Genomic DNA, 20,824 nt, shown 5'->3' with positions numbered 1-20,824 from the left:
ATGTGACCAAAGGAGGATTCAACATGGAAATGAACGTCAAAACGAATTCCTCTCCTACGGCGCCAAAGCCAAGTAAGCAAACAGGCTGGCGCATCTGGTGGAGTTTACTACGTCCCCATACATTAACAGCCGCTTTCGTACCTGTTTTCATCGGAACAGCATATTCGATGCAGGTCGGAGGTATAAATCAAATACATCTTCCTCTTTTCCTTATGATGCTTCTTGCTTGTCTTCTCATTCAAGCAGCAACAAACATGTTTAATGAATACTTTGATTATAAAAGAGGACTTGATCACGAAGGTTCAGTTGGTATCGGCGGCGCTATCGTTCGCGATGGCATTCAGCCAAAAACAGTGCTTAACTTAGCATTTGGATTTTTCGGCATCGCAATACTATTAGGTGTTTATATTTGTATGAATTCTAGTTGGTGGCTTGCTGCAATCGGTCTTGTTTGTATGGCCGTTGCTTACCTTTATACAGGTGGCCCACTTCCAATTGCATATACACCATTTGGAGAGTTGACAGCCGGATTATTTATGGGTGTCATTATTATTGGGATTTCATTCTTTATTCAAACTGGCACTGTAACATCAGAAGTCATTTTACTATCTATTCCAAGCTCCATTTTAATTGGTGCCATTTTACTAGCTAATAATATTCGTGACTTGGATGGCGATAAAGAAAACGGTCGTAAAACGTTAGCAATTCTCGTTGGACGTGAAAGAGCTGTTGGTGTACTTGCTTCGATGTTCATCGTTTCCTACATTTGGACAATTGCTTTAATTATCGTGGGCATCGTATCACCATGGATGCTTATCGTATTTTTAAGTGCACCGAAAGCATTTAAAGCGACGAAAGGCTTTATCGGCAAAAGCATTCCAATGGAAATGGTACCTGCGATGATTGCAACAGCAAAAACAAATACAATCTTCGGTTTCCTAATGGGAATCGGATTATTACTTGGATATTTCCTATAAAGTGAAACTTTAATCAATGGAGGGGTTGTTCATTTCCACTGATTATCAGCCCTCACCAATCGGGCGTTTACGGGCAGTTAATCTCTCACCTAGCTTCTTTGCTCCAGCCGAATTTGTAGGTGGGAGTTTTACTGCCCGGCAAATAGCGGGGTAAGAAGGAGCTGCTTATGCGGCTCCTTTTTCATATCTGAAATTCATCTCATAATTCCTACTCTCAACGCTCATACTATGTAAAGAAACTGAATTGTAGGAAGGTGGACGACTATGTTAACTCCACAACAAATAGGTCAATTTAAATCCATTTTAGAAAAACAAAAACAAGAACTAGAGCAAACGATACAAACTCATGAAAATACAGATCGTGCTTCTGAACGCGATTCAGTAGGAGAACTGTCTAGCTATGACAACCATCCAGGTGATATGGCTACAGAATTATACGAACGAGAAAAAGATTTCGGACTCATCGAATTTTGGCATAAACAACTAGATGATACAAAACATGCACTGCAAAAAATCGAAGCGGGTACGTACGGCATTTGCGAAGTGTCTGGCGAAGAAATTCCATTTGAAAGATTAGAAGCAATGCCGACTGCTACAACATGCATCCAGCACGCGACAAATAAGTTAAATATGAATACACGACCAGTTGAAGAAGAAGTGTTGTCTCCTTCTTTCCACAAGCATGATGAGGACCATTCTGTTGAGTACGATGCGGAAGATGCGTGGCAAGATGTCGCAAATTACGGAACATCTGAAACGCCGTCTGATTTAGAAAGACAAGATTCAAAAAACTATAATGGCATGTATGTAAATAGTGAAGAAAACGTAGGCTACGTGGAGGATTTTGAAAACTTTATCGGTACGGATATGTACGGGAAAAACCCACAAGTTTTCGCTACAGAGGAACATGAAGAATATGAACAAATGCTTGATGACTTTGAAGAGCGTACCTTTAAGGGCGAATTATCTTCAAATGAATCTAGTTCCAAAGAATAAAAAAAAGCATTCCGAAAATCGGAATGCTTTTTATCGCTAGCTAATTAGTTTTTTGTAACGTTAGCTGCTTGTGGTCCGCGGTTTCCTTCAACGATTTCGAAAGAAACTTCTTGACCTTCTTCTAAAGTTTTGAAGCCGTCGCCTTGGATAGCTGAGAAATGTACGAATACGTCTTCTCCGCCTTCAACTTCGATGAAGCCAAAACCTTTTTCGCCGTTAAACCATTTAACTTTACCTGTTTGCATGTCATGTACCTCCTAAATAAAAATGAAACTATGAATCCACATGAAAAGGTGGATATAAAGGACATGAATGTATAACAAGCTTACAGCCTTTAATACAACGTGCTTTATTTCCGTACCACATTATGTAGCTCAATAGTGTTTTCACTATATCATGCTATGTCGAAAACGTCAAATGAGAACACTTTCATTCCATCATTTTTTATAATCCTAGTATAACCTTAAATTTTCATTCTACTTTTATTCGAAAATTAACAAAACTATAGTGTTCTAATTCTTTTAACTTCTGTACAATATAATTACTACATATTTATGAGGTGAAAAAATGCAAGCACATGAAATCGAATATAAGTTATATGGCGATGATATGCAATTTGTTGAAATTGAATTAGACCCAAAGGAAAGCGTTGTCGCAGAAGCGGGCGCAATGATGATGATGGAAGACTACATCGAAATGGAGACAATCTTCGGTGATGGTTCTGGCCCATCTAACGGTCTATTCGGAAAATTAATGGGAGCAGGTAAACGTCTCGTTACAGGTGAAAGCATGTTTATGACTGTATTTACAAATACAGGGCACGGCAAACGCCACGTCTCATTTGCTGCTCCTTATCCTGGTAAAATTATTCCTGTAGATTTAACAGAATACCAAGGGAAAATCGTTTGTCAAAAAGATGCCTTTCTTTGTGCCGCAAAAGGTGTTTCTATTGGAATTGAATTTACAAAAAAAATAGGAACTGGTTTCTTCGGTGGTGAAGGTTTCATCATGCAGAAACTTGAAGGTGACGGCCTCGCTTTCATGCACGCAGGCGGAACTGTATATAAACGTGAATTAAAACCTGGTGAGAAACTTCGCATTGATACAGGTTGTCTCGTTGCCATGACAAAGGATATTAACTATGATATCGAATTCGTTGGAAAAGTAAAAACAGCTCTATTTGGCGGTGAGGGTTTATTCTTCGCAACATTAGAAGGTCCTGGAACAGTTTGGATTCAGTCCTTAACACTTAGCCGATTAGCAGCACGCCTTACAAGCCCAGCAGCGCAAAGTACTGGTGAAGGTAGTGTATTAGGTGGACTTGGTCGTTTATTGGATGGGAAAGAGTAAAAAGGGCCCTTATGCAGGCTTGTCCATCGACTAATATAATACTAAAATTAAACACCCTTGCTTGCAGTAATGCAGTGAAAGGGTGTTTTAATTTACGTCTACAAACGAGAAAAAGCAGATGAAATAAAGTAATAAGGTTTACTTCAGTAAAATAAGGTATATTATATTTATTGAATAGATTCTCTTTCAAGACAAGAAAAGTAGGTGAACAAAGTGGGAAAATATCAATTAGATTCCAAAAGTCAGGTAGCTGTGGCAAAGTTTCATGAAAAACAGAAGCCTGCCAAATTTGATAAAAAGCAGCAACTTGAACAATTGCGTGCGGAGTATTTGAAAAAGAAGCAAAAACAAACAGATAAATAATATGTTTTGTTTCCCGAAATTTTCTGTATATAGTACGAACAAACACAAGAAAATAGGTGATTTATTCATCTTTCAAATATATACAGGCTATTTTTTCAAACCTCTTACAAGCCCAGCATTATAAAGTACTGGTGAAAGTAGTATATTAGGTGGCCTTGTTCGCCTTTTAGATGGAAAAGAGTAAAAAATGCCTCCAATGCAAAAAACATCGGAGGCATTTCTCTAAAGTTTATGAATATGGCATTTTATTTTTACTGCGGAGGGCTATACATACCATTTCGAATCATATAATACTCCATCGCGTCATTAAGCCATGCCTCTTCTTCTTCCGTGTAAGGAGATGGCATCATATTATTATATTGTTCTTCTACATTCTCTAATTTACCTAAAGAATACATTGTCTCTTCACCAACATACTTAAGAGTCGCCTTCATATGTTCATCAACCAATTTTTGCACTTCTGAATCCTCAATTTCTCTTCCAAATAACCTTTTCACTTCTTTTGCTAAACGCACAAACTCTTTATCAAGTGCTATGCCTTCTTCTTCCGGCTTATTATATAATCCATTAGCCAATTCTTTTGATACATATCCTTCAAGCCATAAACTTTGTTCGTTTTCTTTTTGAATGCTGTTAATTAGACTCATTAATATGTCACTATTCAACTCTTCATCTTCCTCAAGACATACCCTTGTTCGTTCAAGCGCCTTTATCGAAACTTCAATGTGTTTTTTCTTTTCTTCAAAGGCTTTTCTTTGTTGTTCCAACGTTTCTTTTAAACTTACATTCAAACTTGGAATTGTAAGCATGACGCGTATTTCTTCTAAACTATATCCTAATACTTTAAGACTGACTATTTTCTGTAGCTCTAATATATCTTTTCCTTTGTACACACGGTGACCAGAGCTAACGTTCTTTTCAGGTTTAAGTAGTCCAATTTCATCGTAATATTGTAGTGTCCGTATTGATGTGCCTGTTCTCTTTGAAAACTCACCAATTGAACAGCCTTCCTTTTTGCTCATCTTACACTCCTCCTAACAATATGTTTACAAAAATCATACTCCCTCACGTAACTGTAGGTTCAAGCTTTTTTCCAAAAGAATGAATCAAGTTCCTCACTGCATATATTAAACTATACCTTTTCTTAAGGAGGGCTTCCTTAATGCGTACTCCTTTATCCTTTGATAAAGACACTGCCATACTGTTAGCTTCTTGTTGTGAGTTAACGTATGAACAATATAAACAAAATGGTATTTTCGAAATACCAGATGGTTTTCAATATGTACAAGGGTTTCAAGGAAAGGCCATTCAAACAACAGAATGGTTCGGATTTATATTAGAATCTGAGGATACAATTATCGTTGCCTTTAGGGGCACTCAAACAGACCCAGATTGGATTATTGACTCTCTTGTCAATCAAAAACCTTATCCTTATGCTTTAAATGGTGGAAATGTCCATAACGGCTTTCTCTCTATTTATGAGTCTTGCCGTGATTCTATTATGGATATGCTCGTATCATTGCCAGCACATAAAAAACTGCTAGCTACTGGGCATAGTCTAGGTGGCGCGCTTGCCACATTACACATATTAGATGCACGTATAAATACTGCCTTCGCACAGTATGGACTTTATTCATTCGCTTCCCCAAAAGTAGGAGATATCGCTTTTCGAAATTATTATAAACTACAAGTAGCTAGTAGCTTTCGTTTCGTCAACTTGTTCGATGTCGTTCCACTTCTCCCTCCCCGAAACATAAATTTTAATGATCATGATTGGGAGTATGCACACGTCCATCACAATATGACATTTACAAAAAACACAAAATCCATTACAAATAATCATTCCATTACAACATACAAAACATGTCTGACTTCTCATTTTTAACCAGTAAACAATTGGAAATAAAATATTCATATACTATAATACTCTATGAAGTTATTTTTGGATGAGGGGACCTTACATGTTAAAATTTATCTTCACACTTTTTCTTATTGTAATTTTTACGGTCACAGGTTTCTTTACATTTTCATACTTTGCGACAGGAGAGTATGATGGGGCAGGTATAATATATACCACTATTCCATTTCTTTCTTAAGCAAAATAAATAAAACGAGCTTAAAAAAAGTAAGCTCGTTTTATTTATTAATATCAATTTTTGTTAGTAAATAGATAATATATCCCCCAACGTAGCAACCTCTTTAAAACTGTTTAACTGCATTACCAATACCCCAAATTTCATTGCTGTACTGCAAAATCGTTCGATCACTCGTAAAATGACCAGACTGTGCAATATTTAAAATCGACATTTCTAGCCACTTTGTTCGGTTCTCATAAGCTCTACCAACAGCTTCTTGTCTTTCAGCATATGGACCAAAATCTCGCAGAACGAAATATTCATCATTTTGAATAACGAGAGAATCATAGATCGCTTCAAATTCAGCACCCGATTGTGCAAAGAAACCATTTGTTAATTGATCTACTATTTTTTTAATGTGCCTATTGTGGTGATAATAGTCACTTGCACGATATCCACCATTTTGATGGTAATGAAGAACCTCTTCTGCTGTTAAACCGAAAATGAAACAGTTATCATCACCGACCCGGTCTTTTATTTCAACGTTAGCTCCGTCTAGCGTTCCAAGTGTAATCGCACCATTCATCATAAATTTCATATTGCCTGTTCCCGATGCTTCTTTACTCGCCGTTGAAATTTGCTCACTTACATCCGCCGCCGGGAATATATCTTCAGCTAAAGAAACTCGATAGTTTTCTAGAAAGATAACTTTCATATATTGACTAACATACGGATCATTATTTACTTTTCTTGCGAGTTCGTTTATTAATTTAATAATTTTTTTCGCGTAATAATAACCAGGTGATGCTTTCGCTCCAAAAATAAAAGTACGCGGATAAAATGTAAAACTAGCATCCTCTTTCAAACGGTTATACAAATATAAAATATGAAGAACATTTAATAATTGTCGTTTGTAAGCATGTAATCTTTTCACTTGCACATCAAAAATAGAATTTGGATCAATCGTAACCCCCATTGTATTATGAATGCGCTCCGCTAAAATCTCTTTACGTTCTTGTTTTACTTCTGCAAATTTCTCTTGGAAACTCGCATCATATTGAACTGTTTGCAACGATTGAAGCTTAATCGGTTCTTTCTTCCACTCTGTTCCAATCGCCTCTGAAATGAGATTTGTTAACTGTGGATTTGCTTTCATAAGCCAGCGCCTATGAGCAATTCCATTCGTCTTATTATTAAACTTATCTGGATAAAATTCATAAAACAATCGCATTTCCCGCTGCTTTAATATTTCCGTATGAATTTTTGCTACACCGTTTACGCTATGGCTACCGACAATTGCTAAATGAGCCATTTTCACAAGATCATGCGCAATAATTGCCATGTCTTCAATGCGATGCCATTCATAAGGATAACGTTCCCAAAGTTCATGACAGAAACGTTCATTAATCTCTTCAATAATCATATAAATTCTCGGTAATAATGGTTTAAAAATGTGAATTGGCCACTTTTCGAGCGCTTCTGATAACGTCGTATGATTCGTATAAGAAATCGTCTGCGTCGTTATGTGCCAAGCTTCTTCCCATGTTAACTTTTCTTCGTCTAGTAAAATACGCATCAGTTCTGGAATTGCTAAAACCGGATGTGTATCGTTAATGTGAATCGCAATTTTTTCATGTAGTTGACGAAGGTCACCATATCTTTCTCTATGCATTCGAACGATATTTTGCAAACTTGCTGATACGAGGAAATACTGTTGTTTTAAACGAAGTATTTTTCCCTCATCATGCGTATCATCTGGATATAAAAACTCCGATACAGCCTCTGTTTCGCGCTTATATTTCAAAATATCTTTGCAGTTTTGCGGGAAAGGAACTGGTTCAGCATTCCAAAGTCTAAGTGTATTTACAGTACTCGTCTCATAGCCTACTACCGGCACATCATATGGCACCGCCATAATGACTTCTGCATTTGTATGCCTAAACTCTAAACGCCCGTCAATTTCTAGCGGTTCAACACTGCCAAAATAACTTACTTCTACAGCTTGATCATGTCTTCTTACTTCCCATACGTTTTCATGAAGAAGCCACTGTTCTGGAAATTCAACTTGATAACCATCAACAATTTTCTGATCAAACAAACCATGTTTATAACGAATTCCACAGCCGTGTCCTGGTAAGTTTAAAGATGCAAGTGAATCAAGAAAACAGGCTGCTAAGCGTCCAAGTCCACCGTTACCAAGGCCTGCATCTGCTTCCACTTCTTCTAACTCTTGTAACGAAATCCCTAGTTCAGATAACCCCTGCTCGCATACATCTCTAATACCTAAATTCAAGATGTTACTTCCAAGCAAACGTCCAAGCAAAAACTCAATAGACAAGTAATACATTTGCTTTTGCTCTCCGGATCGATAACTCTCGTTCGTTGCAATCCATTGACTATTCATATACTCACGTACCATATGGCCGAGCGTATTATATTGATCACGATTTGTAGAATCTTTGAAACTTTTCCCATACATCGTCTCTAACTTTTCTAGAAAAGTTGATTTAAAACTTTCAACATGAGTAAACATTTTTTCACCACCTACATGTTATTCCATGAGACTTTTATACAATTCCTTATAAGCAAGAGCCGATTGCCTCCAGCTATAATCTTCAGTCATCGCTTGTTTTACAAGCTGCTCCCACACTGGTTTATCGTGATAAAATTCAATTGCACGGTGAACCGTATGCAGCATGTCATGTGCATTAAAGTTCGTGAAACTGAAACCATTTCCTTCGCCTGTTTCTTCATCATAAGAATGTACCGTATCGTTTAATCCACCTGTTTCTCTTACAATTGGAATCGTACCGTACGCCAATGCGATAAGTTGTCCAAGTCCACACGGTTCAAACAGCGATGGCATTAAAAATAAATCGCTTCCCGCATACACTTGGTGCGCTAATTCTTCATTAAATCCGATATAAACTTTTACCTTCTCCGGATACTCATATGCCATCCACTCAAAGAATTGCTCATATTCCGAATCACCTGAACCTAAAATAATACATTGTACATCTTCTTCCATTATTTCGCGGAATACAGTGCGTACTAAATCAAGACCTTTTTGCTTCGTTAATCTCGTTACCATTGAAATAATTGGTGTATCCTCTTTTTCTGGCAAACCAAAATAACGCTGCAAAGCGCGTTTATTTTCACTCTTTTCATATAATGACTCTGCATCATACTGAGCCTTAATATATGAATCCGTTTCTGGATTATATACGCTCGTATCAATACCATTTACAATGCCACTAAGCTTATCATTATATTTTCTCAGTAATCCATCTAACTTCTCACCGAAAAATTCATATTGAATTTCTTCTTTATACGTCGGGCTCACCGCTGTAATTTGATCCGAAGCGATAATACCGCCTTTCATAAAGTTTATGTTTCCATAAAACTCTAGCTGCTCACTATGAAAATATTCATCACCAAGCTCTAACAAGTCGTACATCACTTCAGAAGGAAATACTCCTTGGAACTGCAAGTTGTGAATCGTATATACCGTTTTAATACGCTCATATAACGGGTTATCTTGATACTTTTCACGAAGTAAGAAATTAACCATAGCCGTATGCCAATCGTGGCTATGAAGAACATCCACTTCAAAATCAAGGTGCGGAATACACTCTAACACTGCTTTTGAGAAATAAGAAAAACGCTCCCCGTCATCATAATGACCATACAGAGAATCTCTCTTAAAATAATATTCATTATCTATTAAGTAATACGTAATTCCGTCTTGCTCACCTTTTAAAATTCCGCAATATTGATTTCTCCACCCGAGCGGGACGTTAATTACTTTATGTAACGTACATCCATCTCTTAACTTTTGCGGAATGAGACTATAATTCGGAAGTATAATACGAACGTCCACTCCTAATTTTTTCAGCTCTTTTGGGAGCGCACCCGCTACATCAGCTAATCCTCCCGATTTCACAAACGGTACACATTCTGATACTGCAAATAAAATATTCACTTGTTGTCCCACTGCGCGAAAAGTTTTTATTACTCCTCTTGCAGCTTCCTCCCTTCGAGTTTTCATTTAAATTAAAACTTTAATCAGTGGGAGAAAAAGCCCCCACTGATTCTTTAGGAATAACTATTAATCGTACTGTTTTGTACGCTTCCTTTTTCTACAACATATGGCTCATCGATGTTTCCTTTTAATACGACACCGTCGCCAATTTTCACGTCTTTATCAATAATAACACCGTCTATTATACAGTTATCTCCAATTTGGCTCTTTTGCATAATAATACTGTTACGAATAATTGAACCTTTTCCAATTTTAACCGAACGGGAAACAACACTGTTTTCGACTTCCCCTTCAATAATACTGCCATTTGCAATCATTGTATTTTTCACGACTGCACCCTTTAGATAACGAGTTGGCGGCTCATCTTTTACTTTCGTAAAGATCGGCGCTTCTTTCTTAAATAATTGCTTCCAAATAGCAGGCTGCAAAATTTCTAAGCTATGTTTATAGTAACTTTCAATCGAATCAATAATAGCTACATATCCTGTATGCTCATACGTAGCAATATGCAGTGATTTTCCGCGCTTTTCTCTCACTACATCAAATAAACTGTATTGCTCCACATCTTTATATGTCTCAAATAAATCTAACAATAATTGTTTCTTTAACACGTATGTTTGAAGCGAAACCCCTTCATGGCAAACTTCCGTAATATCAGCTGCCGTATGTATATGTCGCTCTAACACCGCCTGGAAATTTAATGCTGTTACGAGATGGCTATTCGTAATAACAACGTACTCTTCTCTGCTTCTTAGAAAATAATCAATATGTCTTCTAAAGTGTGCAAAAGACCCAAACTCATCTTGGTCACATTGGCAATTTGGCGGGAATAAAAATAGTCCGTCTCGTTTTCTATCTAAATCCCACTGTTTTCCTGAACCAACATGGTCCATTAGTGAGCGATTTTTATGACTTGTAAAAACCGCTACACTATGAATATTAGAATTCACCATATTTGAAAGCATGAAATCAATGAGTCGGTAACGGCCCCCAAACGGTAACGCCGCTAATGAACGATGCCCTGTTACTTTCTTTAAGGAAGGAAAACTTCCCGTTGCATTAATAATTCCTAACATTTTTTCTCCCATTCATTTCATCCCCCTTTTCTATTTCCCTTCAGCAATGAGTACTACATCGTCGACATTTTTTTCTGGACGAATAATTGTTCCATCTTCAATAACCATTTCCGAACCAACGATCGCTCTTTCAATCACAACATTTTTACCAATCTTTGCTCCTGGCATAACGACAGAATCAATAACCATACTACCTTCTTCCACCGTCACCCCTTGGAATAACACAGAATGCTTCACGTCCCCTTCAATGACGCATCCTTCGTTAATAAGCGATTCTTCTACTTTTGCCTTTTCTGCAATATATTGAGGTGGCTCATTTGGATTCACAGAATAAATACGCCAATTACGATCGTTTAAATTCAGCGATGTTTCATCGCGAAGTAAATCCATATTCGCTTCCCATAAGCTTTTCACCGTTCCAACATCTTTCCAATATCCTTCAAATGGATACGCCATTAGCTTCTTCCCTTCATCTAATAAAAGTGGAAGTACATCTTTTCCGAAATCATTACTAGATTCAGGATTTCTTGCATCCATCTCTAAATACTCTTTCAAAATTGCCCAGTTAAAAATATAAATTCCCATTGATGCAAGATTACTTCTTGGAAATTGTGGTTTCTCTTCAAACTCAACAATCTCCATCTCTTCATTTGTATTCATAATGCCAAAGCGACTCGCTTCATCCCAAGGTACTTCAATAACAGAAATGGATACGTCCGATTCTTTCTCAATATGGTAATCTAGCATCTTACTGTAATCCATTTTATAAATATGGTCGCCTGATAAAATAAGAACATACTCCGGTTCATACTGACTTAAATAGTTTAAATTTTGATAAATGGCACTTGCCGTACCTGTATACCACTTCACCCCTGAAGACTCCGCATAAGGAGGTAATACTGTGACTCCACCGTTTACTCGGTCTAAATCCCACGCATTTCCAATTCCGATATAATTATGAAGTTCAAGTGGTTGATATTGTGTTAAAATCCCAACCGTTTCAATACCAGAATTCGCACAGTTACTTAGCGTAAAATCAATAATGCGATATTTACCACCAAATGGAACAGCTGGCTTGGCTAAATTTTTTGTTAATGCACTTAAACGACTACCTTTTCCCCCTGCTAGTAACATTGCTACGCACTTTTGTTTTTGAGCCATCTTGTTTTTTGCTCCCCTTTCTCGTCTTCACTGGTCGTAATATGGATACGCCAAATGGTGGAATTGTAATCTCTACATGTGCTGCTTGATTATGGTACGGTTCTAGAATCGTCTTAAGACGTTTCTTATTCACTTGCCCCGAACCGCCATATTGCTCAGCATCACTGTTTAAAATCTCGTTATAATACTCGAAATCTGGTACACCTACTTTATAGTTTTCATATGTAGCTTTCGTAAAATTACATACGACAACTAACGCATCTTCTTGTTTATCCCCTTGGCGGATAAAAGAGAAAATACTTTGCTCATTATTATTAGCATCAATCCACTGAAAGCCTTCAGGTGAATGGTCAAGCTGCCAAAGTGGTTTTGAGCGCTTATACAATGCTATGAGCTCTTTAAAGTAATCATGCATATAACGATGCATTTCAAAATCATGTAAATTCCAATCTAAATCTTCAAGGTCTTTCCACTCATCAAACTGTCCGAATTCTCCTCCCATGAAAAGCAACTTCTTTCCTGGGTGAGTAAAGAAATATCCATATAATAAACGAAGCTGAGCAAACTTATCCCAGTAATCACCTGGCATTTTATTTAATAACGACTTTTTCCCATGAACCACTTCATCATGAGAAAGTGGTAATATGAAGTTTTCAGAGTACGCATATAGTAAAGAAAACGTCATTTTCTCATGAATGTGTTTCCTATATTCAGGCGCACACTCCATATATTTCAGCACGTCATTCATCCAGCCCATGTTCCATTTGTAATTGAATCCAAGCCCACCTTCATACGTTGGAGTTGTTACAAGTGGCCAAGCTGTTGAATCTTCTGCCGTCATAAGAAAATCTTCATCCTCTGCAAACACTGCTTCATTTAACTCTCTTAAAAATGAAACAGCATGCTCATTACTTTGCTCTTGTCCTTCTTTATTCCAGTACAACATGTTCGCAACTGCATCTACTCTGAAACCATCAATATGGAAATATCTCATCCAAAATAACGCATTTGAAATTAAGAAATTACGTACCTCTCTCTTCCCTAAATCAAAATTGACAGTTCCCCATACTGGATTTTCTTGTACATCTTTATCTTTATATTCATAGGTCGGTGTGCCATCAAACAAATATAAACCGTGAGCATCTTTACAAAAGTGCCCCGGCACCCAATCTAAAATGACACCGATTCCATATTTATGACATTCGTCGACAAAATACATTAAATCATGCGGCGTACCAAATCTACTCGTCGCTGCATAATATCCCGTTCCTTGATATCCCCAAGAACGATCATATGGATGCTCAACAAGCGGCATAATTTCAATATGTGTAAATTGATGTTCCACCACATACGGGATGAGCTCTTCTACCATTTCCCTGTAAGAATACAGCGTTCCATCTTCTTTCTTTTTCCAAGAACCAAAATGTAATTCATAAACTGTCATCGCTTCTTTATAAATCGTTTTTTTCTTTTTCTTACGAGTCCAGTTTTTATCATTCCATTCATATCCCTTTATATCAAAAACTACAGATGCCGTATTCGGTCTTACTTCTGCATATACAGCATACGGATCTGCCTTTAAAATGACGTCACCAGCCAACGTTTCAATCGCATATTTATATATTTCTCCTGCTTTAATATGCGGTATAAACAAGGACCAAATGCCTTCTTCTGTCACTTGTAGCATTTTATGTTGCTCATAATCCCACTCATTAAAATCTCCAACAACACTCATTGCTTTCGCATGAGGAGCCCACACTGTAAATCGTACCCCTTGAATCTCATCTTCCGTCACAACATGTGCGCCAAAGATGTTATAACTTTCATAGTACTTTTCTGTATGAAACTCATCTCGTTTCACTTCTTCACAATTTATTACACTCAATATGCTCACCTCACTTAGATGACAGAATTTTTTATACTTTAACTATTTCTGCGAAAAACTGCAATATCCTTGTTAATTTATAAAAAATATTCGTTTTTTTCTTAAAAATGTTAGTTTTTCTTCACATTTCCGTGTAAAATATCGAATTTTGACGAATATTAATTGAAAACGCTTTATTATTCTTCTATATTTTTACCTATTATTTTTTCTCAACCTTTATTTTATTAGATTTATCCTATTTTTCATGCTATTTTTCATTCAAAATCAAAACAAAATAATCTTTCATAAAAAAATGTTTCTCAACATTTTTTTCACAATTTTATTGAAATGCAAAATTCATAAGCATATACTCGCTCTCAATAAAGAACTTAGATCTTCCGTAACTATAATTCATAGTGGACTACTATGTTTACTTATTTATCCTTGTTGCGAACGGTCACTATGAAAATTTAACTAGGAGGGCTTTCTTATGTCATTAAAACAAAAAGTAGGAATGGGAGTTGTCACCGCTTCACTTGGTTTATCCCTTACATTCGGAGGTGTATTTGCCTATTTCAGTGATTCAGAAACATCGAGTAACTCATTTCAAGCCGCCTAACAACGAAACTTGGTACTGAAAAAGACGGTAAGCTGCTTGGCCAATATTATTATGCAAGACCTGACGAAAACCTTGCCGGCGATGTAAATGATGATAAAGTAATCGATATTAAAGATGCTGAAATTATCGCTAGCAACTACATTAAAAAAGGACTAACTGTAAAAGACGGAGATCTTAATAAAGATGGAATTGTCGACGAAAAAGATATTCGCTTCGTTGAAAAGAACTTCTTGAAAAAAGGTCCAGATGCATCTAAATCACAAACACCTGTAGAAAAATCAAAAAGCGGTACACTGACAGATATTTTAAAGAAGTTAGGATTAACACCTAAAAAATAATCATAAAGAGCACTCTATATAAAATAGAGTGCTCTTTTCTATAAATGACCCTTATCCAGCAAAAGGGGTATATTGGGGATATACAAGGGAAACCGGAAAAGGAATTTATATTGAATTATATATAAATCCAGAAGTAAGAAGCAGGTCCCCACTTCCGGATTATTTAGCAATTAATTATAGTACTGGTGCCATAGTTTCTTTTAATACTTTTACAGAATGAGCGAATTTCGCTTTTTCTTCTTCATTTAGCTCAAGTTCTACGATTTCACGTACACCTTCGCGGTTAATAACAGCTGGAACACCTACGTAAGCATCTTTCTCACCGTATTGACCTTCAAGGTATGCAGATACAGTTAATACGCTGTTCTCGTTGTTTAAGATCGCTTTAGTTACACGAAGTAGTGACATACCGATTCCGTAGTAAGTTGCACCTTTACGTTCGATGATATGGTAAGCTGCATCACGTACATTTTCGAAGATTTTATCTAAGTCTTCTTGTTTGTACTGTTCGTTGTTAGCTAAGATTGTTTCTAGTTTTTGTACACCGATAGTAGCGTGGCTCCATACTGGAAGTTCAGTGTCACCGTGCTCACCAACGATGTAAGCATGAACGTTACGTGGATCTACATCTAAGTAGTCACCTAACATGTAACGGAAACGAGCAGAGTCTAAAGTAGTACCAGAACCGATTACGCGCTCTTTCGGTAAACCAGATTCTTTCCAAGTTACGTAAGTTAAAATATCAACCGGGTTAGTTGCGATTAAGAAGATTCCATCGAATCCGCTATCCATAATGCCGCGAACGATTTGTTTAAAGATCTTTGTATTTTTCTCAACTAAGTCTAAACGAGTTTCACCTGGCTTTTGTGGTAACCCAGCAGTGATAACAACTAGATCTGCATCTTTACAATCTGCATAGCTACCGCTCCAAACTTTTGTTGGTGATGGAGAGAATGGTACCGCATGACTTAAGTCCATTGCTTCCCCTTCTGCTTTTGCTTCATTAACATCTACTAATACGAATTCTTCAGCTACACCTTGGTTGATCATTGAGTAAGCGTAACTACAACCTACAGCTCCTGTTCCTACTAATACTACACGATTGATACCTTTTTTCATGGTAATTTCCCCTCTCTATTGTTCACATATATTTTTTTATGATTGTTTAAGTAATTAATTAAAATACTAATTTAATGTTGTTTAACTTCTTTACATTCATATTGTAGCACGTATTATTGTGAATTACTTCACAATTTATGACCTATTTGTGAACTTTTTCACATAGAGTGTAAAGTTGTTAGATCAGGTGTGGAATCCATACCAAATTAGGTGTTTTCTTTAGATTGTGAATAAAAATGTATGATTCAATTACTCACTGTAACTAAATTCACTTTCTATAATAAAAATCCTAACATTCACAAAAAATGTAATCACATTATAAGATTAAACTGACTGATCACATCATTCCCTTACAAGATGGACGTCAATTAGCTTATATAGAATACGGTTAAATAAATGAATTAGCCTATACTTTATCACCTCCCTTTTAATCATTACTATATATTAAAAAATATCCGTTAAAATTATGCATTCTTTTCTAATAATAAACCATTCAATATAAGTGATAGGCTATGCAAAGCTTTAGACAACCGTGCCTCTGCATCTTCAGAATTCGCAATCCAACAAGCAAGGTCCACTAGTCCGCCATTTATAAATCTTGCTAAAGCTTCACAGTCCGTCTTTTCAATAATACAGTCCTTCATTAATTGCTGAAGCATCTCGGCCATCGTCACTAAACATTGTGACTGTGATGATTGATAATAACTAGTTCCTAATACTGCTGGTGCATCTCGAAGTACGATTCGCTGAATTTCTGGATTAAGTGCCATCGTTAAATATGCACGACAACGCCCAACAAACCCTTCCCATTTTCCTTCCGCTTCATCTGATACTTTCCCTAATTTATTATCCATTTCCATATCAATTTCTTTTACAACTGCTTCTAACAATCCTTTTTTATCACCAAAATGATGATAAATTGCACCACGTGTTAAACCGACAGATGCTGTAAAATCATCCATAGACGTATTTACATATCCAACTGTACCAAAAGCCTGTCTTGCTGCCCACAGCAATTTAGCACGTGTTTCAGTAATCATTTCTGCTCTCGTTTTTTTAATCATCTTTTCCTCCTACTTCTATTCATTCTCTTTATTCAAAATGAATTGCACTATAGTATCGTTCTCTATATAAAAGAATAACTCCTTTAAACATCGGCTCTCTATCCAGAGATAAAACATTTCAATTGACATACGCTCCGTATGTTAATATGATATTGGCATACGGTGCGTATGTCAATTATTTCTAGCTTACAAGATAATATAACTTCTTACCTATACCCTACATTGACTCACTGTCCCTTTTTATAGAAGGTATTAATGAAACAGAGGAGGAGTTAAAAGAATGAAGAATGTATATGTACACGTCAAATATTGTGGTGATTATCATGTTTAATTCCTACCGTGAGATTTTCAGTGCTCCTGGTACAAAAGGATTCTCATTATCAGGATTTATAGCTCGTATGCCCATATCAATGATGGGTATTGGTATTGTTACCATGTTATCTCAAGTAAGTGGTGACTATTGGCTTGCTGGAGCTGTTGCAGCTACCTTTACATTATCATCAGCTTTACTAGCTCCTCATATTTCTCGGATGGCTGATCAATTAGGGCAATCTCGCATACTTCTTCCGACTACAGGTATTAGCGTTTTCTTTACAATCCTCTTACTTCTATGTACGAAATATGAAGCTCCTTATTGGACGCTATTTCTATCCGCTTTATGTGCAGGTTGTATGCCAAATATGTCAGCTATGGTACGTGCACGTTGGACTAAACTATACCGCGGATCCCATAAATTGCATACAGCATTTTCCTTCGAATCGGTCGTCGACGAAATTTGCTTCATAATTGGTCCTGTATTATCTGTCAGTTTAAGTGTTATGTTCTTCCCAGAAGCAGGGCCACTTTTATCATCTGTTTTTCTTACAATCGGGGTATGCCTATTTACTATGCAAAAAAGCACAGAACCGCCTGTACACCCTCGCGACATTACAAACAACGGAACAGTATTTAAAATTGGTTCTTTGCGAGTACTAGTATTCACACTCATTGCTATAGGTACTATCTTCGGCACAATAGATGTCGTTAGTGTAGCTTTTGCTGAGCAGCAAGGAAACACAGTAGCTGCTAGCTTTGTACTTTCTGTCTATGCAATCGGTTCATGCCTGGCAGGCCTTATTTTCGGTACTCTTAAACTCAATACCCCACCCTATAATCAGTTTTTAATAGCGGTCACACTTTCCATGATAACAATGCTGCCACTAGTTTTTGTAAACAGTATTACTTGGCTAGTAGTTATTGTTTTCTTTGCAGGGCTATCTGTCGCTCCTACTATGATTATTACTATGGGGCTTGTGGAAAAAATCGTACCTGAATCAAAGATAACCGAAGGAATGACTTGGGCAATTACAGGACTTGGAATTGGAGTCTCCCTAGGATCAGCGATAGCTGGTTTAGTTATTGATAACTTTGGAGCCCATGTAGGATTTAATGTGGCTATTATAGCAGGAGGCCTTGCCTTAACTATTGCACTTTTAGGCTACAAAACTCTTCACTCCGCATATAGTCATGTTGTTATTAAACAAGATGAACATTCAATAGAAAGTTAAAACATATTCAAAAAATAGGATTACCTTTTCTTATGTATGAGAAAAGGTAATCCTATTTTAAACTTATTATTTATAATCTGTCATAGCTTCTTCTATATCTATACACAACAAAAAAGAGATAGCAGATTATGCTATCTCTTTTAGTATGACCCGTACGGGATTCGAACCCGTGTTACCGCCGTGAAAGGGCGGTGTCTTAACCACTTGACCAACGGGCCAGTTCTGGCAGAGAAGAAGGGATTCGAACCCTCGCACCGCGTTCGCGATCTACTCCCTTAGCAGGGGAGCCCCTTGAGCCACTTGGGTACTTCTCTATAAATATGGCTCCGCAGGTAGGACTCGAACCTACGACCGATCGGTTAACAGCCGATAGCTCTACCACTGAGCTACTGCGGAACAATTATGGTGGGCCTAAATGGACTCGAACCATCGACCTCACGCTTATCAGGCGTGCGCTCTAACCAGCTGAGCTATAGGCCCATAATTGAAAAGCGGGTGAAGAGAATCGAACTCTCGACCAGAGCTTGGAAGGCTCTTGTTTTACCACTAAACTACACCCGCATAAAATTGAAAATGGTGAGCCATGAAGGATTCGAACCTTCGACCCTCTGATTAAAAGTCAGATGCTCTACCAACTGAGCTAATGGCTCATTTTGAAAGTGGTGCCGGCTAGAGGACTTGAACCCCCAACCTACTGATTACAAGTCAGTTGCTCTACCAATTGAGCTAAGCCGGCTTGCGACTTCAAAATGGTGGCTCGGGACGGAATCGAACCGCCGACACGAGGATTTTCAGTCCTCTGCTCTACCGACTGAGCTACCGAGCCTTATTAAAATGGCGGTCCCGACCGGGGTCGAACCGGCGATCTCCTGCGTGACAGGCAGGCATGTTAACCACTACACCACGGGACCATTTGGTTGCGGGGACAGGATTTGAACCTGCGACCTTCGGGTTATGAGCCCGACGAGCTACCGTACTGCTCCACCCCGCGATGATATAATATGTAATTTAAGAAAAAATGGAGGAGGTAGAGGGATTCGAACCCCCGCGCGACTCTCGCCGCCTGTCGGTTTTCAAGACCGATCCCTTCAGCCGAACTTGGGTATACCTCCGAGATATAAACCTTTAGTGGTGGACCTTGTAGGACTCGAACCTACGACCGGACGGTTATGAGCCGTCTGCTCTAACCAGCTGAGCTAAAGGTCCTTTATGGTAGCGGCGGAGGGGATCGAACCCCCGACCTCACGGGTATGAACCGTACGCTCTAGCCAGCTGAGCTACACCGCCATAAATGATATTAAAATAAGTGGAGCCTAGCGGGATCGAACCGCTGACCTCCTGCGTGCAAGGCAGGCGCTCTCCCAGCTGAGCTAAGGCCCCATGTTTTTGGGAATATCGGGAAGACAGGATTTGAACCTGCGACCCCCTGGTCCCAAACCAGGTGCTCTACCAAGCTGAGCCACTTCCCGTTAATAAAAGCGCGCCCGAGAGGAGTCGAACCCCTAACCTCTTGATCCGTAGTCAAACGCTCTATCCAATTGAGCTACGGGCGCATATGGTGCCGAGGGCGGGGGTCGAACCCGCACGGTGGTCACCCACCGCAGGATTTTAAGTCCTGTGCGTCTGCCTGTTCCGCCACCCCGGCATGTCATATTGAAAATTGGAGCGGAAGACGGGATTCGAACCCGCGACCCCAACCTTGGCAAGGTTGTATTCTACCACTGAACTACTTCCGCAAGACATGTTTGAGATATTTTATTAAAAGTGCGGGTGAAGGGAGTCGAACCCCCACGCCAAAGGCGCTAGATCCTAAGTCTAGTGCGTCTGCCAATTCCGCCACACCCGCATATTTCATTAAAATGGTGAGCCATGAAGGATTCGAACCTTCGACCCTCTGATTAAAAGTCAGATGCTCTACCAACTGAGCTAATGGCTCTCAAAATTAAAACTGGTGCCGACTAGAGGACTTGAACCCCCAACCTACTGATTACAAGTCAGTTGCTCTACCAATTGAGCTAAGTCGGCTAAATGGTGGAGGATGACGGGATCGAACCGCCGACCCCCTGCTTGTAAGGCAGGTGCTCTCCCAGCTGAGCTAATCCTCCATTTGCCTGGCAACGTCCTACTCTCACAGGGACAAGGTCCCAACTACCATCGGCGCTAGAGAGCTTAACTTCCGTGTTCGGTATGGGAACGGGTGTGACCTCTCTGCCATCATTACCAGACTGTATTC

At 38.3% G+C, this 20,824-nt stretch carries 15 protein-coding genes, 22 tRNA genes, 1 rRNA gene and 3 pseudogenes; 9 read left to right on the top strand and 32 right to left on the bottom strand.

Annotated elements, in window-relative coordinates:
* Nucleotides 1-23 precede the first annotated feature (23 nt).
* Nucleotides 24-977, top strand: coding sequence for a 1,4-dihydroxy-2-naphthoate polyprenyltransferase (locus ACYFX0_RS27825; protein ID WP_000425770.1), 954 nt, complete (start codon nt 24-26; stop codon nt 975-977).
* 264 nt (nt 978-1,241) lie between these two features.
* Nucleotides 1,242-1,973, top strand: coding sequence for a yteA family sporulation protein (locus ACYFX0_RS27820; protein WP_000957354.1), 732 nt, complete (start codon nt 1,242-1,244; stop codon nt 1,971-1,973).
* Nucleotides 1,974-2,017: 44 nt separating this feature from the next.
* Here the strand turns inward: ACYFX0_RS27820 and cspD are convergent, their stop codons facing one another.
* Complete coding sequence (gene cspD, locus ACYFX0_RS27815) at nt 2,018-2,218, bottom strand: cold-shock protein CspD (RefSeq protein WP_001193052.1); 201 nt, start codon at nt 2,216-2,218, stop codon at nt 2,018-2,020.
* 322 nt (nt 2,219-2,540) lie between these two features.
* Here cspD and ACYFX0_RS27810 point away from each other — a divergent pair, with 322 nt between their 5' ends.
* From ACYFX0_RS27810 to ACYFX0_RS27800, 3 genes and pseudogenes are all read left to right on the top strand, one after another.
* Entirely contained in the window at nt 2,541-3,323 is a 783-nt protein-coding gene (locus ACYFX0_RS27810; protein WP_001147844.1) for a TIGR00266 family protein, read from the top strand.
* Nucleotides 3,324-3,536: 213 nt separating this feature from the next.
* Nucleotides 3,537-3,686 carry a hypothetical protein gene (locus ACYFX0_RS27805; protein WP_000521642.1) on the top strand — a complete coding sequence of 50 codons (150 nt, stop codon included), beginning with the start codon at nt 3,537-3,539 and terminating at the stop codon, nt 3,684-3,686.
* Between the two features lie 103 nt (nt 3,687-3,789).
* Nucleotides 3,790-3,870 (top strand): annotated as a pseudogene (locus ACYFX0_RS27800) (TIGR00266 family protein); the annotation flags it as partial.
* A 67-nt stretch (nt 3,871-3,937) separates the two neighbouring features.
* Here the strand turns inward: ACYFX0_RS27800 and ACYFX0_RS27795 are convergent.
* Nucleotides 3,938-4,708, bottom strand: a complete 771-nt coding sequence (locus ACYFX0_RS27795) for a MerR family transcriptional regulator (protein ID WP_106082363.1) — start codon at nt 4,706-4,708, stop codon at nt 3,938-3,940.
* Nucleotides 4,709-4,848: 140 nt separating this feature from the next.
* On the opposite strand from ACYFX0_RS27795, the gene ACYFX0_RS27790 reads away from it, so the two are divergent.
* Nucleotides 4,849-5,571 carry a lipase family protein gene (locus ACYFX0_RS27790; RefSeq protein WP_001260110.1) on the top strand — a complete coding sequence of 241 codons (723 nt, stop codon included), beginning with the start codon at nt 4,849-4,851 and terminating at the stop codon, nt 5,569-5,571.
* 314 nt (nt 5,572-5,885) lie between these two features.
* Here ACYFX0_RS27790 and glgP read toward each other — a convergent pair whose 3' ends face one another.
* The 5 genes from glgP to glgB form a co-directional block, all read right to left on the bottom strand.
* Nucleotides 5,886-8,294 carry a glycogen phosphorylase gene (gene glgP, locus ACYFX0_RS27785; RefSeq protein ID WP_106082362.1) on the bottom strand — a complete coding sequence of 803 codons (2,409 nt, stop codon included), beginning with the start codon at nt 8,292-8,294 and terminating at the stop codon, nt 5,886-5,888.
* Nucleotides 8,295-8,312: 18 nt separating this feature from the next.
* Nucleotides 8,313-9,743: a glycogen synthase GlgA gene (glgA, locus tag ACYFX0_RS27780; RefSeq protein ID WP_002081949.1), complete on the bottom strand. Its 1,431-nt coding sequence runs from the start codon at nt 9,741-9,743 to the stop codon at nt 8,313-8,315.
* A gap of 113 nt (nt 9,744-9,856) precedes the next feature.
* The gene (gene glgD, locus ACYFX0_RS27775) at nt 9,857-10,891 is read right to left on the bottom strand and encodes a glucose-1-phosphate adenylyltransferase subunit GlgD (protein WP_000504159.1); all 1,035 of its coding nucleotides are present in this window, start codon (nt 10,889-10,891) and stop codon (nt 9,857-9,859) included.
* A gap of 18 nt (nt 10,892-10,909) precedes the next feature.
* Nucleotides 10,910-12,040, bottom strand: a complete 1,131-nt coding sequence (glgC, locus tag ACYFX0_RS27770) for a glucose-1-phosphate adenylyltransferase (RefSeq protein WP_000057602.1) — start codon at nt 12,038-12,040, stop codon at nt 10,910-10,912.
* Nucleotides 11,988-13,925 carry a 1,4-alpha-glucan branching protein GlgB gene (gene glgB, locus ACYFX0_RS27765; protein ID WP_106082361.1) on the bottom strand — a complete coding sequence of 646 codons (1,938 nt, stop codon included), beginning with the start codon at nt 13,923-13,925 and terminating at the stop codon, nt 11,988-11,990. The genes glgC and glgB overlap by 53 nt, the downstream gene beginning before the upstream one ends.
* Before the next feature lie 469 nt (nt 13,926-14,394).
* Between glgB and ACYFX0_RS27760 the strand changes: the two are divergent.
* Both ACYFX0_RS27760 and ACYFX0_RS27755 read left to right on the top strand, forming a co-directional pair.
* Nucleotides 14,395-14,517: pseudogene (locus tag ACYFX0_RS27760) on the top strand (TasA family protein); the annotation flags it as partial.
* Nucleotides 14,508-14,861, top strand: a pseudogene (locus tag ACYFX0_RS27755) (dockerin type I domain-containing protein); the annotation flags it as partial. The pseudogenes ACYFX0_RS27760 and ACYFX0_RS27755, both read left to right, overlap by 10 nt.
* A gap of 174 nt (nt 14,862-15,035) precedes the next feature.
* Here the strand turns inward: ACYFX0_RS27755 and ACYFX0_RS27750 are convergent.
* Both ACYFX0_RS27750 and ACYFX0_RS27745 read right to left on the bottom strand, forming a co-directional pair.
* Nucleotides 15,036-15,980: an L-lactate dehydrogenase gene (locus ACYFX0_RS27750; protein ID WP_000715339.1), complete on the bottom strand. Its 945-nt coding sequence runs from the start codon at nt 15,978-15,980 to the stop codon at nt 15,036-15,038.
* A 464-nt stretch (nt 15,981-16,444) separates the two neighbouring features.
* Nucleotides 16,445-17,044: a TetR/AcrR family transcriptional regulator gene (locus ACYFX0_RS27745; RefSeq protein ID WP_074791062.1), complete on the bottom strand. Its 600-nt coding sequence runs from the start codon at nt 17,042-17,044 to the stop codon at nt 16,445-16,447.
* 323 nt (nt 17,045-17,367) lie between these two features.
* Between ACYFX0_RS27745 and ACYFX0_RS27740 the strand changes: the two genes are divergently transcribed.
* On the top strand, nt 17,368-18,591 hold the full coding sequence (locus ACYFX0_RS27740) for an MFS transporter (RefSeq protein WP_086397235.1): 1,224 nt from the start codon (nt 17,368-17,370) through the stop codon (nt 18,589-18,591).
* A gap of 146 nt (nt 18,592-18,737) precedes the next feature.
* Here the strand turns inward: ACYFX0_RS27740 and ACYFX0_RS27735 are convergent.
* From ACYFX0_RS27735 to rrf, 23 genes are all read right to left on the bottom strand, one after another.
* Nucleotides 18,738-18,809, bottom strand: a tRNA-Glu gene (locus tag ACYFX0_RS27735).
* Between the two features lie 5 nt (nt 18,810-18,814).
* Nucleotides 18,815-18,905 (bottom strand) — tRNA-Ser (locus tag ACYFX0_RS27730).
* Nucleotides 18,906-18,912: 7 nt separating this feature from the next.
* Nucleotides 18,913-18,987 (bottom strand) — tRNA-Asn (locus ACYFX0_RS27725).
* A gap of 7 nt (nt 18,988-18,994) precedes the next feature.
* Nucleotides 18,995-19,071, bottom strand: a tRNA-Ile gene (locus ACYFX0_RS27720).
* Between the two features lie 10 nt (nt 19,072-19,081).
* Nucleotides 19,082-19,152, bottom strand: a tRNA-Gly gene (locus ACYFX0_RS27715).
* A 13-nt stretch (nt 19,153-19,165) separates the two neighbouring features.
* Nucleotides 19,166-19,241 (bottom strand) — tRNA-Lys (locus tag ACYFX0_RS27710).
* A 10-nt stretch (nt 19,242-19,251) separates the two neighbouring features.
* Nucleotides 19,252-19,327, bottom strand: a tRNA-Thr gene (locus tag ACYFX0_RS27705).
* A 14-nt stretch (nt 19,328-19,341) separates the two neighbouring features.
* Nucleotides 19,342-19,417, bottom strand: a tRNA-Phe gene (locus tag ACYFX0_RS27700).
* A 9-nt stretch (nt 19,418-19,426) separates the two neighbouring features.
* Nucleotides 19,427-19,502: transfer RNA gene (locus tag ACYFX0_RS27695), tRNA-Asp, on the bottom strand.
* Nucleotides 19,503-19,505: 3 nt separating this feature from the next.
* Nucleotides 19,506-19,582: transfer RNA gene (locus ACYFX0_RS27690), tRNA-Met, on the bottom strand.
* A gap of 28 nt (nt 19,583-19,610) precedes the next feature.
* Nucleotides 19,611-19,703: transfer RNA gene (locus ACYFX0_RS27685), tRNA-Ser, on the bottom strand.
* A 17-nt stretch (nt 19,704-19,720) separates the two neighbouring features.
* Nucleotides 19,721-19,797, bottom strand: a tRNA-Ile gene (locus tag ACYFX0_RS27680).
* A gap of 4 nt (nt 19,798-19,801) precedes the next feature.
* Nucleotides 19,802-19,878 (bottom strand) — tRNA-Met (locus tag ACYFX0_RS27675).
* Nucleotides 19,879-19,898: 20 nt separating this feature from the next.
* A tRNA-Ala gene (locus ACYFX0_RS27670) sits at nt 19,899-19,971 on the bottom strand.
* A 15-nt stretch (nt 19,972-19,986) separates the two neighbouring features.
* Nucleotides 19,987-20,060, bottom strand: a tRNA-Pro gene (locus ACYFX0_RS27665).
* 10 nt (nt 20,061-20,070) lie between these two features.
* Nucleotides 20,071-20,144: transfer RNA gene (locus tag ACYFX0_RS27660), tRNA-Arg, on the bottom strand.
* A 3-nt stretch (nt 20,145-20,147) separates the two neighbouring features.
* Nucleotides 20,148-20,236 (bottom strand) — tRNA-Leu (locus ACYFX0_RS27655).
* Nucleotides 20,237-20,252: 16 nt separating this feature from the next.
* Nucleotides 20,253-20,327: transfer RNA gene (locus ACYFX0_RS27650), tRNA-Gly, on the bottom strand.
* A 29-nt stretch (nt 20,328-20,356) separates the two neighbouring features.
* Nucleotides 20,357-20,437, bottom strand: a tRNA-Leu gene (locus ACYFX0_RS27645).
* A gap of 14 nt (nt 20,438-20,451) precedes the next feature.
* Nucleotides 20,452-20,527 (bottom strand) — tRNA-Lys (locus tag ACYFX0_RS27640).
* A 13-nt stretch (nt 20,528-20,540) separates the two neighbouring features.
* Nucleotides 20,541-20,616 (bottom strand) — tRNA-Thr (locus ACYFX0_RS27635).
* Between the two features lie 4 nt (nt 20,617-20,620).
* Nucleotides 20,621-20,696 (bottom strand) — tRNA-Val (locus tag ACYFX0_RS27630).
* Between the two features lie 4 nt (nt 20,697-20,700).
* Nucleotides 20,701-20,816, bottom strand: a 5S ribosomal RNA gene (gene rrf / locus ACYFX0_RS27625).
* Nucleotides 20,817-20,824 lie beyond the last annotated feature (8 nt).

It is taken from the genome of Bacillus sp. NEAU-Y102 (assembly GCF_054788175.1).
Note: the sequence above shows the minus strand (reverse complement) of the source record. Positions and strands in the feature narration are given on the sequence as shown.

What these genes read in the sequence shown, in the direction of transcription:
- ACYFX0_RS27825 (WP_000425770.1), top strand. Translation starts at nt 24, where the DNA reads ATGGAAATGAACGTCAAAACGAATTCCTCTCCTACGGCGCCAAAGCCA.
- ACYFX0_RS27820 (WP_000957354.1), top strand. Translation starts at nt 1,242, where the DNA reads ATGTTAACTCCACAACAAATAGGTCAATTTAAATCCATTTTAGAAAAA.
- cspD (WP_001193052.1), bottom strand. Translation starts at nt 2,218, where the DNA reads ATGCAAACAGGTAAAGTTAAATGGTTTAACGGCGAAAAAGGTTTTGGC.
- ACYFX0_RS27810 (WP_001147844.1), top strand. Translation starts at nt 2,541, where the DNA reads ATGCAAGCACATGAAATCGAATATAAGTTATATGGCGATGATATGCAA.
- ACYFX0_RS27795 (WP_106082363.1), bottom strand. Translation starts at nt 4,708, where the DNA reads ATGAGCAAAAAGGAAGGCTGTTCAATTGGTGAGTTTTCAAAGAGAACA.
- ACYFX0_RS27790 (WP_001260110.1), top strand. Translation starts at nt 4,849, where the DNA reads ATGCGTACTCCTTTATCCTTTGATAAAGACACTGCCATACTGTTAGCT.
- glgP (WP_106082362.1), bottom strand. Translation starts at nt 8,294, where the DNA reads ATGTTTACTCATGTTGAAAGTTTTAAATCAACTTTTCTAGAAAAGTTA.
- glgD (WP_000504159.1), bottom strand. Translation starts at nt 10,891, where the DNA reads ATGGGAGAAAAAATGTTAGGAATTATTAATGCAACGGGAAGTTTTCCT.
- glgC (WP_000057602.1), bottom strand. Translation starts at nt 12,040, where the DNA reads ATGGCTCAAAAACAAAAGTGCGTAGCAATGTTACTAGCAGGGGGAAAA.
- ACYFX0_RS27750 (WP_000715339.1), bottom strand. Translation starts at nt 15,980, where the DNA reads ATGAAAAAAGGTATCAATCGTGTAGTATTAGTAGGAACAGGAGCTGTA.
- ACYFX0_RS27745 (WP_074791062.1), bottom strand. Translation starts at nt 17,044, where the DNA reads ATGATTAAAAAAACGAGAGCAGAAATGATTACTGAAACACGTGCTAAA.
- ACYFX0_RS27740 (WP_086397235.1), top strand. Translation starts at nt 17,368, where the DNA reads ATGTTTAATTCCTACCGTGAGATTTTCAGTGCTCCTGGTACAAAAGGA.